Origin of the sequence: Clostridium sp. SGI.024 (assembly GCF_050315195.1) — a bacterium.
GTDB lineage: Bacteria > Bacillota > Clostridia > Clostridiales > Clostridiaceae > Clostridium.
This window is the reverse complement of sequence record NZ_JBNPON010000020.1, coordinates 20,450-33,506: the sequence shown is the minus strand read 5'-3', so window position 1 is coordinate 33,506 and position 13,057 is coordinate 20,450. Positions and strand designations below refer to the sequence as shown.

Genomic DNA, 13,057 nt, shown 5'->3' with positions numbered 1-13,057 from the left:
GAAACTTCTCATTTTATGAGAAGTAAGTTAGAATAACCAAACCAAAGTTTGGATTCTTACTTATGGGGAGAAGATATGGATAATAAGAAGTTTGATGAAATTAATATAAGTCAAAAACCTGCAATAGAAGTTTTAGAAAAGCTAGGTTATATAAATATAGATTCTAAGTATGCAGAGAGCTTAAGAGGTAATCTTTATAATGTATTGTTAAAATCAATACTAAAAGCTAAGTTAAATGAATTAAACTCATTTGATTATAAAGGGAAAAAGTACAAGTTTAGTGAAAAGAATATTAATTCTGCAATAAATGATTTAGATGAATTATTAATTGATGGATTAGTTAAGACAAATGAAAAAATATTTAACACACTGCTTTTAGGAAGAAGTTACCCGGAAACTTTAGAGGATGGAACTAAGCGAAGTTTTACTATTAATTTTATTGATTGGCATAATATAGAGAATAATGATTTCTATGTTGTAGAAGAATTTACTGTTGAAAGTGAAGATGGGAAAAATACTGCTAGACCGGATTTAGTTTTATTTATTAATGGAATTCCTTTTGGTGTAATTGAATGTAAGAGTTGTTCTATTTCAATTGAACAAGGCATTAGCCAAATGATTAGAAATCAAAAGAAAGAATATATTCCACAGTTATTCAAGTTTATACAAATAGTTATGGCTACTAATAAAAATGAAACTAAATATGCTACATGTAGTACGCCTAAAAAGTTCTGGAGTGTTTGGAAGGAACAAGATAATGCTTGGATAGAAGAAGAACTAAGTAAAGCTGTAATTGGAAGGATACCTACTAACCAAGATAAAAATATTATATCATTATTCAATCCTCAAAGAGTAATAGAGTTAATTAAGTATTTTATTTTATTTGATAAAGACGTAAAGAAGATATGCAGATATCAACAATATTTTGCTGTAAAAGAAATAATGAAGACCATAGAAGAAAAAGATCAATTCGGAAATAGACAGTCAGGGGTTATTTGGCATACACAAGGTTCAGGAAAATCATTAACTATGGTTATGGTTGCTAAATATATTTTAAGTGAACTTAGTAAATTAAATCCTAAGGTTATAGTTGTTACAGATAGAGTAGATTTAGACAAGCAAATAAATAGAACATTTAATCATACAAGATTAAAAGCAATAAAAGCAGCAACAGGTAATCACTTAATAAAGTTAATAGAAGATGATGAAGCAGATATAATAACAACGTTGGTTCATAAATTTGATACAGCTTCAAACAAAGGAACTAAACTTGAAACTAGAGATATTTTTGTTCTTGTAGATGAATCACATAGAAGTCAGTATAAAGAATTAAACATAAAAATGAAAAATGTATTTCCTAATGCTTGCTATTTGGGATTTACAGGTACGCCACTTATGAAAAAGCAAAAAAGTACTGTGAAGAAATTTGGAAACAAGTTAATTCATAAATACACTATAGCTGATGGTGTTGATGATAAAGCTATTGTACCACTTTTATATGAAGGGAAAATGGTAGAACAAACTGTTAATAAGAAGGCTATTGATTTACAACTTGATATTATTACAAGAAATTTAAATGATACTCAAAAAGATATAGTAATGAAAAAGTGGAGCCAATTTGAGAAAGTTGCATCAAGTGATCAAAGAATAAGTCTAATAGCTTTTGATATAAATGAGCATTTTATGAATAACTATAAAAGTCAAGATTCGCCTTTTACAGCTATGCTTGCTACTAATAGTAGAACAGAAGCAATTAAATATTTAAGAGCTTTTGAAGACCTTAATGATTTAAATGTTGGAGTAGTAATGTCACCACCAGATAGGAGAGAAGGACATGATTCTATAGATGGACCAGTTGATGATATAATAATTAACTTCTGGAATGAAATGATGAAAAAATATGGAGATCCTGTAAGCTATGAAGAGACATTAAAAGAAGAATTTATACATGGTGATATAGATATATTAATAGTTGTAGATAAATTACTAACAGGTTTTGATGCTCCAAGAGCAGCTATTCTTTATATTGATAAGGAAATGAAAGAACATACATTACTTCAAGCTATAGCTAGAGTTAATCGACTATATGAAGGAAAAGATTATGGATATATTATTGATTATAGAGGATTGATAAAAAAACTAGATGATGCTATGGAGATGTATAGTGGCTCAGGTCTTGAAAATTTTGAAGGAAAAGATTTAAAAGGAGCTATACATGATGTTATCGTGATAATAGGTAATTTAAGACAATACTATAGTGAACTTGTAAGCTTCTTTATTAGTATAAAAAACAAAGATGATATGGAAGAATTTGAAGTATTCCTAGCTGATGATAAATTAAGAGAAGAGTTTTATGATATTTTAAGTAATTATGGAAGAAACTTATCTATAGCATTAGAATCAGAAAAAATATATAACTCTTTAGGTAAAGAGGAAATAGACAATCATAAAAAAATATTTAAATTTTATCAAAAGTTAAGAGAGTCAGTAAAAAGAAGATACTCAGATACTATTGACCATAAAGAATATGAAGCTAGAATGCAAAAACTTATAGATAATTATATAGCTGCAGAAGGTATGATGAGAATTACTAAGCCAGTAGATATTTTAGATGAGAAGGCTTTTGATGAGGAAGTAAAAAGAATAGATAATAAGAGGTCAAAAGCTGATACTATTAGAACAAGACTTGGAAAAAGCATTAGTGAGAAATGGGAAGAAAATCCTGTTTACTATAAAAAGTTTTCTGAAAGAATTGAGAAAGTTTTAGAAGACTATAAGAATAAAAGAATATCAGAAGCTGATTACTTAAGTAATATGGAAGATATAATGAAAAAGTATAGGGAAAAGAAGGATGATACTAACTATCCAGATACAATAAAATATAATGAAAATGCACAAGCTTTCTATGGAGTAGTGAATGAAGTAATTAAAGAGAGTGGTATCGAATATGGAGCTTCAGATGATTTAGCAACTTTATCTGTTGAAATAGATGATGTAATAAAAGAAAATAGCAAAGTTGATTGGCATGACAATATAGATGTTCATAATAAAATAGCTCAAGAAATAGATGATATTTTATATGAATATACTAATAGAACTGGAATTGAAATACCTTTCGATGATATTGATAAAATAATTGAAAGAGTTAAAACTATTGCATTAAAAAGGTATTAGGTGATTAAGAATGAACACATACGAAGTAGCCTATGGTGAAGATATAATAAAGTTTAAAGTAGAGAGAAAAAAAGTAAAGAATGTAAATTTAAATATCAGGGTTAATGGGGATGTGGTTGTAACAGCCAAAAAAGAAGTACCTTTGGAATTTATTGAAGGTTTCATATCAAGAAAAGCAAGCTGGATAATTAAACAAGTCAAATATTTTAAGGCTCATGAAGTTAAGGAAAAACAAGAAAAAGAGTTAGTTAGTGGAGAAAGCATTAAGTATTTAGGAAAACAATATAGATTAAGAGTAGTGGAATCTAAAGAGGAATATGTTAAGTATTTGAGAGGTTATATTTATTTATATGTAAAAGATAAGAGTAATTATAAAAGGAAAGAAGAGTTGTTGAATAATTGGTTTGATACAAAAAGCAAATATATATTTAATAGACTATATAATGAAATTTACCCAATAATAAGTAAATATAATGTTCCACAAGTTAAGATAAAAACTAGAAAAATGAAAACTAGATGGGGATCATGCATACCTCAAAAAAATACTATAATACTTAATAGAGATTTAATAAAAGCACCTAAATACTGCATTAAATATGTAATACTTCATGAATTGGTCCATATGATTTATAAAGAACATAATAATGAGTTTTATGATTTTTTATTTACATTAATGCCTGATTGGAAGGAACGAAAAAAAATATTAGATGAAGAGATAATAATGATATTATAATAATTATTTATTTAGTGTAAGTTATTGATAAGGTAAAGCAAATACTAATAAGGGGATGGGGTAAACTATGGATTTAAAAGCATTTGAGTTTTTAGCAAAAGAAGTTCCAAATTCTATTAGTGATATAAGAGAAGCTATGGACTTATTATCAGCTTCAATAGATAGTGCTATAGATAAGATTGGCGATAGAGTAATTTCATCATATAAAAATAAAAATTATAAAAGAGCTTCTGAATTAAGTTTGAGTAGTGAAGAATTAAACTCAATTTCTAATAAAATTCAAGAAGCAATAATAGAATTAGATTCATTAATTGATGAAAAAAGTATAGCAGCAAATATTATTGATGATACAGAAGAAATTAATGAAAGAGGGACTCCTAATTATAGTGATTATTTGGTAGATACAGAAGTAGAACATAATCTATATGAAGATTTAACTCATAAAAGACCATGTGCTATTAAAATTGAGGGAAATAGGATAGAGGTAAAGGACTGGAAAAGTGCATTAATAAAAACAATAAATTATTTAGCTAAAAAGGATCCAGATATAATTAGAAGTTTTGTGGATAATCCTAAAATGAATGGGAAAAAGAGAATTTATTTTTCTAGAGTGAAATTACCAACTATGATTGTAGCTAGAGGTATAGAAGATGCTAATATTTATATTGAAACGAATCTTAGTGCCAATAGAATTAGAAATCTGTTAATTAAGATGTTAAACAAATATAATATAAGTTTGAGTGATTATAAAATATTTTTAAAAGCAGATTATTCAGATTTACATTAAAAATATAAAAGTATTACTTCAAGGACTATTAGATTTAGCTTTTGAAGTAATTTTTATATTTATATGTAAGTAAAATAGGTATAGACAGCATTAAGTAAAGGAATAGTGTATAATATTATATATAATGGTGTTAGAAAGGAGTATTGGGGTTAGGGTGGATATAAAAAAGAAATTAATAGAAGAGGAAAGTAAAATATTAGATAGTAAACTTTCACTAATGAAGAATGAAATCAATAATAATGATAAAGTAATTAAAGAATATTTATTACAGGATATAAATACTTATCAAAAAGTAGATCAAAATAAATATAATAAAGCATTAAAAGATAAAGAAAAATTAATGAGCTCAATAGATGAGCCCTATTTCGGTAGATTAGATATTGAATATAAAAAAGATAACGAAAAAGAAATCGTTTATATAGGAAGAAAAGGTATAGATATTAATGGAGAACCAATAATATATAGTTGGGCTGCTCCAATTGCTGATGTATATGAAGCTTATAATAGTGGTGAATATAAGCATAAATATATTGCTGAAAAATCAGGAAAAGAAATTTTTTTAGATGGGGATATTAAAACAAAAAGAAAAATAACAATTGTTAAAAGTAAGATTAAAGACGTTTACAGCTATACTAATATTACTGAAGAAGATGAAGAAAAATTTGTTAAGGATAAAATAGAACATAGTAAAACTGAAAAATTAGGTGTAATTATTGAAACAGTTCAAAAAGATCAAAATAAAATAATTAGGCTACCAATAGAAAAAAATATAATAGTACAAGGATGCGCTGGAAGCGGTAAGAGTTCTGTAGCGTTTCATAGATTAGCATACTTAGCTTATAATTACAAATTACAGGAAGAGGAATTGCTAGTTATTTCCCCTAATAAGATATTTCAAGGATATACTTCTAATATATTAACAGAATTGGGAAGTGATTTTAATGTAAAGCAGTTTACATTTAAAGAATTTGCAGAAGTGGTTTTAGAAAGAAAAATAGAAAATAAAAATATCATAACTAATGAAAGAAGTAGAAAAGCTTCACAAATTAAAACAAGTAAGTCATTTAAATTAGTTTTAGATAATTACGTTAAACATATAGAAGATAATTTTATTCCAAAAGATGATATAGTAATAGATAACTTTGAATTGATAAGTAGTAATGATATAAATTCTATTTGGTGCAAACAATATGAAATTTATAAATTAAATGATAGAGTTAAAAGATTTAAAGAACACTTAGAAAAGTATTTAAAAGAAAAGGTAGAAGAATATATTAAAATAATAGAAAAAAGATATAAGTCTAATATGGAAATATTACAAAAGTACAATAAAAGTCCAGTAATATATAATGAAGTATTAAAATTAACGAGACAAGAACAATAAATAAGAATTAAGCGGTTAAGAAAGCAATGCTCTGCTATTATCAATGGATATATAAATAATATAGGTAATATAGATGTAGTGAATGCATATGAAAATTTATTAAAGAATAGGGATTTACTTAATACTCTAGGGAGAGATATTATTAATAAAAGTGATATAGATATTATTATAAGTGATATTTTAGAAAATTCTTTAAACGATTTAGATTATATACCTATAACATATTTATATTATAAACTAAATGAAAATAAAAATAAGTATAGACATATAGTAATAGACGAGTGTCAAGATTTAAGTTATATAGAGATAGCTGTTATAGAGGGATTAACTAGATCATTTACTTTAGTAGGGGATTTCAATCAAAGAATTAATTTTAACAAAAGCACTGTATCATTAGATGAAATTAATGAAATGTTTAAGAAATACACATACTTTGAAAGTTATTGTCTTAATAAGAGTTTTAGAAATTCTAAGTCAATTACTAAATATGCTAATGCAATTTTAGAAAAATATTTTATTAGTAAGGAATCCATACCAGTTGCTTTCAATAGGGAAACAGAAAAGCCTAAGGTTTATCTTAACATGGACAAGCAAAGTACAATTAAAGCTATAGCAAATAATATTAATAGTAAAATAGATAAAGATAAAAATATAGCAGTAATATTAAAAAAATGAAGTTTCCTCTAGAGAATACTATAATGAATTATCTGAATTAGTAAATGATAAGCCTATTAATTTAATAGATAATGAATATTGTAAATATGACAAAGGGATAAATATTTTATCAGCTAGATTAAGTAAAGGTTTAGAATTCGATTATGTTATTATTGTTAATGCTAATGAATATGAAAATAATGAAGAAGATAGAAGATTACTTTATATTGCAGCAACTAGAGCATTACATGAATTGGAGATTTATACTGAAAGTAGAGATAGTTTTATAACAAGTATTAACAATAGTTTATGGGATAGTAAGTTTAAATTATTCACTAATGATATGAATGAGAAAATAAAGAGTATAATAATAACAACTTTAACTGATGGTTTTGGGGAGTTACCTAAAGAGTATATAAATTATGTAAATTCAATAGAAAGTATATCTAAGTTAACTGAGTTTATGAAGAAGTTAGATGGATTAGAAGATATAAATAAGCTTTTTGAAGAAGAAGGAATTTTTTTAATACCAGAAAAAAATAATGTAAATGAAGATAGAAAAACTTTAGATGAAGTTAGTGCAACATTAGAAAGCAAATCTAATGTAAGTCATTTAGAAAAGCTAATTAAAGATATAGAAAGTAAAAAAACAAGAATTACAGGAAAACAATTAGAGGTATATGAATATATATTTAAAAATATAAGTGAAATACCTAACTTTATAAGTTGTAAGGATTTAGCAGATGATCTTGGAGTAAGTACTAAAACCATTGTTGCATTGTTGCTAAAATTAAATTTAGGATCATTTGGTAGTTTTACATCTAAAATAAAAGATTGTATAAAGAAAGATTCAAAGAAATAAACAAGAAAAAATATAAACTTTATTAATGATGTATTGGAAAAGAGAAGATCTACCTTTCCTTAACAGAATAAATATATAAATTTACAAATAAGATCTGAATGTTTTTAAATATATAAAAATTTTTAGAATAAAGTATAAAATTTATTAAATGGAGCATATTTATAACTATATAGATTGATTTTTATATTTTAATGTTATATATTTAATACAAAGGAGTGGTTTTGATGAGTTATGCATTGGGTGTTAGAATAAAAGAGCTTAGAATGATGCGTAAAATAAGTCAGGAGCAAATGGCAGAAGCCTTAGATACTACTAGACAGAGGTATTCTAGGTTAGAGAACGGACAAATTGATATTTCATTTGTTATGATAAAAGACATTGCAAAGATACTGGGTGTTTCTACTTATGATATAACAAGCATAGAAGAAGAAAAAAAAGGTTTAACTACATTGTTTAGAGAAAAAAACAATTCTGTAGAAGTAGCAGAATCAGTTTCGAAAATTGAAGAAATATTAAAAGTTTTTCATTCACATGAAAAACTTTATTATCAAATGAGGATGCGTGATGGCCTTGAGGATTAATAAGCGTGATATAGAAAAAAAAGCTATGGAAATAAGACAAGAGAATAATGTACAGACTTATGGAGTTAAGGATATTTTTAGTTTGATTGAACAAAAGGGAATACACCATATAAGATATCCTTTTGGGAAAGATGTTATTTTAGGATTTTCCACAGTTTATGAAGGAAAAAAAGTAATAGTCTCTAATTCATCTGAGATACTTGCAAGAGAGATATTTACTATTGCACATGAACTTGGACATATAATTTTTGATTTTGAGGATTTAAACCAAGAACTTAAAATAGATTTGGAATCATATGAATCAAAGGAAGATATTTGTGAAGAGAGAGCATTTTATTTTGCAAACTGTTTTTTAATGCCTGAAAATAAATTAGAAGAGTATATAAAGTATGAACTTAAAAAAGAAAAAGATGAGTTAAATGCTTTAGATGTAGTAAGAATTCAAATAGAATTCAACGTTAGTTATAATGCAGTAGTTAAAAGATTAAAAGATTTATTATTTATAACAGATAGTCATATGTATAGTTTATTTAATGAGAAAAATATCTTAAAATCAAAAGCTTTATTCAAAATGTTAAATGCAGATGAAAAACTATTAATAGCTTCAGAAGTTATTAGTGTTCCTGCACAATATTTAGAATATGTTACAAGTAATTATAATAATGACTATATACCTTATTCTAGTCTTCAAAAGGCTTTAAATCTTTTAAATATAGATGCTGAAGTGTTCAAAAAAGAAAGTGAAAAAGAGAAAGATATCGATTTAGATGATATATTTGAGGAATTAGAATAATGGATGCTTCTTTAGATACTGATATAGTAATACACTTATATAAAAGTGGAAAAAAGGAATTACTCTATTCATCATTTGAAAAATTATATATATATGATTTTCTTTTTGAGAAAGAAATGAAAAGGAAATCTGTACTTGTGTACGAAGAATTCAAAAAAGATATTGAAGCTGGTATGGTTAAGGTGATTGCTAATAAAGATTTAATCTCCATGGGGATAAAAGGATTATTTGAAGATTATAAGGAAAGTAATCAGTATTTATTTGATCAAGGTGAACTTCAAGCTGTTGCTTTAGCAAAGGTAATGGGAATAGCAGCTTTTGTATCTGATGATACAAAAGATTTTGGACCCCACCAATCACTTGTAAAAGAGATTATAGAAGGTGTTATTCCTTTTGCATTTTATGAACTTTTATTCATAAAATTTTTAAATTCTGAAATAACTATAGAAGAATTACATAGAAGTTTTGAAGATGTAAATAAATCAAGCATGACAGAATTTCCAATGAATTTTAAGAGGAAATTATCAGAGGTTTTAAAAAGATTTAGTAGAAAGTATGGAACCAATAGAGATATAAAATGGATTTCTGAATATTGTAATAAAAGAAATATTAATTTAAATAGCAAAATGTTGGGATTAAGAGATTACTTAAAGAAAATTTAGTAATAGTAGTATGACAGTGATGATTTCAAAATCTAATGAGAGATTGATGATTTTTATAGACTCTAAGTATATTTTACTTAGGGTTTTTTATATAAGTAATTTTTATTATAGATTAGTTTAGTAGGATACAAAATATATATAATGATACAAATATGATAAAATAAAAGTAATATCATAAATAAAATTGGTGGTGAATTTATTGAAGCAAGGTTTATATGAGCAAGTAATAAATACTGAAATACAAGAACAACTTAAAGATTTAGAAAATAAAAAATATATTATAGATAAAAGCAAAATAGATAATACAGAAGCAAAAACAATTCTTTCTCAATATATATCTAAAGTAATTAGAAAAGCTTTAAATTATATAAGAGACAAAGAAAAAGAAGATAGTGATAAGCTATTAAAGCAAATAGAAGCTTGTAATAACATTATTAACATATTAAGTGAAGTGTCAAATGAAGAGGATATTAAGAAGTATGAAATAGATAAAAATGGAGAAATTCTTAATGCTTTATATAGTAAGGTTAATAATAAAAAGGCTTTAAAGAAGGAAAAGATAGTAAGGCCTGTAACTCCTTTATCTCAAAGTTCTTTATTTACAGGGGCTTCCTTAGAGCCTAATATGCTTGGAGAATTAAATAAGGAGATATTAACTTCTGATTCTATAGATTTATTAGTTTCATTTATAAAGTGGAGTGGACTTAGATGTATAATTGATAGTCTTAAAGAAGCTACAATGGCTGGGAAAAAATTAAGAGTAATTACAACTTCTTATATGGGAGCTACTGATGTAAAAGCAATAGATGAATTAAGTAAGTTACCAAACACAGAAATTAAGATATCTTATGATACAGAAAGAACAAGGCTTCATGCAAAGGCTTATATGTTTAAAAGAGATACAGGCTTCACTACTGCATATATTGGTTCTTCTAATCTTTCTAATGCTGCTTTAACTTCTGGTTTGGAATGGAATATAAAAATAACAGAGCAGGATTCCTTTGATATTATAAAGAAGTTTGAAGCTACCTTTGAAAGTTATTGGAATGATGGAGAATTTATATCTTATTTAGGAACTGAAGATGATAAAAATTTATTAAAGAGATCATTAAATAAAGAAAAGAAAAGTGATGAAGAAGAATTCAACTTTTCCTTTGATATAAGACCTTATTCTTATCAAAAGGAGATATTAGATAAGTTAAAGGTTGAAAGAGAATTATTTAATAAAAATAAAAACCTTGTTATTGCAGCAACTGGAGTAGGTAAAACAGTAATTTCAGCTTTTGATTATAAGAATTTCTGCAAAGAAAATAAGAAGCAACCAAATAGATTATTATTTGTAGTCCACAGAGAAGAAATTCTTAAGCAAGCAAGAGATACCTTTAGAGCAATACTTAAGGATAATAACTTTGGTGATTTAATGGTAGGTGGTAATGTTCCAAATAGTTTAGAACATTTATTTGTGTCTATTCAAAGTTTTAATAGTAAAGATTTATGTGAAATAACTACAGAGGATTATTATGATTTTATTATAGTAGATGAATTTCATCATGCAGCAGCTCCATCTTATCAAAGATTATTAAGTTATTATAAGCCTAAGGTTTTACTTGGATTAACAGCAACTCCAGAAAGAGCTGACAATAAGGATATATTTAAATATTTTGAAGATAGAATTTCTGGAGAAATAAGATTACCAGAAGCTATTGATAGAAAGCTATTAAGTCCCTTTCAATATTTTGCTGTATCTGATTCTGTAGATTTATCAACTTTAAAATGGCAAAGAAAAGGATATAGTATAAGTGAGTTAAGCAATGTTTATACAGGAAATGATATAAGGGTAAGAGAAATAATAACTGCTTTATATAAATATGTTACAGATATTGATGATGTTATAGGATTAGGCTTTTGTGTAAGTAAAGAACATGCTAATTTTATGTCTAAAAGATTTAATGAACTTGGAATTCCTTCTATAGCATTAACTGATGAAAGTAAGAAAGAGGAAAGAGCAGAAGCTAAGAAAAGATTAGTAAATAAAGAAATTAAATTTATCTTTGTTGTAGATTTATATAATGAAGGTGTGGATATTCCAGAAATCAATACAATATTATTTTTAAGGCCAACAGAAAGCTTAACTGTATTTTTACAACAGCTTGGAAGAGGTTTAAGATTACATGAAGATAAAGAATGTTTAACTGTTTTAGATTTTGTAGGTCAAGCACATAAAAATTATAGTTTTGAAGATAAGTTTAGAGCTTTAATTGGAAGAAGTAATAGATCTGTTAAAGATTATATTGAAAATGGATTTTTAACTTTACCTAAGGGGTGCTATATTCAATTAGAAAAGGAAGCTAAGGAATATATATTAAGAAATATAAAATCTGCAACTAACTCAAAAGTAAACTTAATTAATAAGCTTAGAACTTTTAAAGATGATACAGCTTTAGAATTAACTTTAGAAAACTTTTTAGAATATCATAACTTATCTTTAGTAGATTTTTATGGAAAAACTAGAGATAGAAGCTTTTATAGAATGTGTGTCTTAGCAGATGTAAGTGTAGATTTTAATGATAGCAATGAAGAAGAAATAACAAAGAAGCTATATAATATATTATTCATAAACTCAAGAAGATTTATAGAGTTTATGATTAACTTAATAAAGAATAATAGTAATATAAATAATGTTGAATTTAATAAAGAAGAAGCTTTAATGCTTAATATGCTGTATTATATTTTTTATAGTGATGTACCTAAGAAAGTAGGATTAGCTTCCTTAAAAGAAGGAATTAATAAATTATTTAATAATAAAACTATGATGAAGGAAGTTTGTGAGATATTAACTTATAATTATAAACATCTTGAATTTGTAGATAAAAAAGTAGATTTAGGCTATGAATGTCCTTTAGATTTACATTGTGATTATACAACAGATGTAATAATGGCTGCCTTTGGTTATTATAATGAATATAAAAAGCCATCCTTTAGAGAAGGGGTTAAGTACTTTGAAGATAAGAAGACAGATATCTTCTTTATTACATTAAATAAAAGTGATAAGGATTTTTCACCTTCAACACTATATGAGGATTATGCTATAAATGAAAAGCTCTTCCATTGGCAAACACAATCAAGAACTTCAGTTGAAAGTACAACTGCACAAAGATATATTAATCACAGGTCAACTAACAATAAGATAGCTCTTTTTGTGAGAGAATATAAGGAAAGAGATGGGCTAACATCACCATTTACTTTTTTAGGAACATGTGAATATAGAAGTCATATTGGAAATAAACCAATAAGCTTTGTTTGGGAGCTACATGAAGAGATTCCTGCTAAGCTAATAAATAAAGCAAATAAATCTATAGTGATTTAATAAAGTAATTCATATTAAAAAAACTCTAAGTGAAAATTAAATTCCTTAGAGTTTTTTCAA

General features: G+C 25.8%; 8 protein-coding genes and 2 pseudogenes. All 10 read left to right on the top strand.

Annotated elements, in window-relative coordinates; translation table 11 throughout:
• Positions 1-75: 75 nt before the first annotated feature.
• The 10 genes and pseudogenes from ACQRD5_RS07790 (at position 76) to ACQRD5_RS07745 (ending at position 12,997) form a co-directional block, all read left to right on the top strand.
• Positions 76-3,174: an HsdR family type I site-specific deoxyribonuclease gene (locus ACQRD5_RS07790; RefSeq protein ID WP_320901936.1), complete on the top strand. Its 3,099-nt coding sequence runs from the start codon at positions 76-78 to the stop codon at positions 3,172-3,174.
• A 10-nt stretch (positions 3,175-3,184) separates the two neighbouring features.
• Positions 3,185-3,907, top strand: a complete 723-nt coding sequence (locus ACQRD5_RS07785; protein ID WP_320901938.1) for a SprT family zinc-dependent metalloprotease — start codon at positions 3,185-3,187, stop codon at positions 3,905-3,907.
• A 67-nt stretch (positions 3,908-3,974) separates the two neighbouring features.
• Positions 3,975-4,694, top strand: a complete 720-nt coding sequence (locus ACQRD5_RS07780; RefSeq protein ID WP_320901940.1) for a hypothetical protein — start codon at positions 3,975-3,977, stop codon at positions 4,692-4,694.
• A 124-nt stretch (positions 4,695-4,818) separates the two neighbouring features.
• Positions 4,819-6,753, top strand: a pseudogene (locus tag ACQRD5_RS07775) (UvrD-helicase domain-containing protein).
• Between the two features lie 25 nt (positions 6,754-6,778).
• Positions 6,779-6,985 (top strand): annotated as a pseudogene (locus ACQRD5_RS07770) (ATP-binding domain-containing protein); the annotation flags it as partial.
• The gene (locus ACQRD5_RS07765) at positions 6,986-7,594 is read left to right on the top strand and encodes an NUMOD1 domain-containing DNA-binding protein (RefSeq protein WP_320901942.1); all 609 of its coding nucleotides are present in this window, start codon (positions 6,986-6,988) and stop codon (positions 7,592-7,594) included.
• Between the two features lie 224 nt (positions 7,595-7,818).
• A complete protein-coding gene (locus ACQRD5_RS07760; protein WP_320901944.1) occupies positions 7,819-8,175 on the top strand; it encodes a helix-turn-helix transcriptional regulator in 357 nt (118 codons plus the stop codon).
• The gene (locus ACQRD5_RS07755; RefSeq protein ID WP_320901946.1) at positions 8,159-8,968 is read left to right on the top strand and encodes an ImmA/IrrE family metallo-endopeptidase; all 810 of its coding nucleotides are present in this window, start codon (positions 8,159-8,161) and stop codon (positions 8,966-8,968) included. Before ACQRD5_RS07760 ends, ACQRD5_RS07755 begins: the two co-directional genes overlap by 17 nt.
• Positions 8,968-9,630: a hypothetical protein gene (locus ACQRD5_RS07750; protein WP_320901948.1), complete on the top strand. Its 663-nt coding sequence runs from the start codon at positions 8,968-8,970 to the stop codon at positions 9,628-9,630. The genes ACQRD5_RS07755 and ACQRD5_RS07750 overlap by 1 nt, the downstream gene beginning before the upstream one ends.
• Before the next feature lie 199 nt (positions 9,631-9,829).
• Complete coding sequence (locus ACQRD5_RS07745) at positions 9,830-12,997, top strand: DUF3427 domain-containing protein (RefSeq protein WP_427746669.1); 3,168 nt, start codon at positions 9,830-9,832, stop codon at positions 12,995-12,997.
• The last annotated feature ends 60 nt before the right edge of the window (positions 12,998-13,057 follow it).

Bases quoted from the DNA above. Each gene is read 5' to 3' on its own strand.
- ACQRD5_RS07790 (WP_320901936.1), top strand. From the start codon at position 76: ATGGATAATAAGAAGTTTGATGAAATTAATATAAGTCAAAAACCTGCA.
- ACQRD5_RS07785 (WP_320901938.1), top strand. From the start codon at position 3,185: ATGAACACATACGAAGTAGCCTATGGTGAAGATATAATAAAGTTTAAA.
- ACQRD5_RS07780 (WP_320901940.1), top strand. From the start codon at position 3,975: ATGGATTTAAAAGCATTTGAGTTTTTAGCAAAAGAAGTTCCAAATTCT.
- ACQRD5_RS07760 (WP_320901944.1), top strand. From the start codon at position 7,819: ATGAGTTATGCATTGGGTGTTAGAATAAAAGAGCTTAGAATGATGCGT.
- ACQRD5_RS07755 (WP_320901946.1), top strand. From the start codon at position 8,159: ATGGCCTTGAGGATTAATAAGCGTGATATAGAAAAAAAAGCTATGGAA.
- ACQRD5_RS07750 (WP_320901948.1), top strand. From the start codon at position 8,968: ATGGATGCTTCTTTAGATACTGATATAGTAATACACTTATATAAAAGT.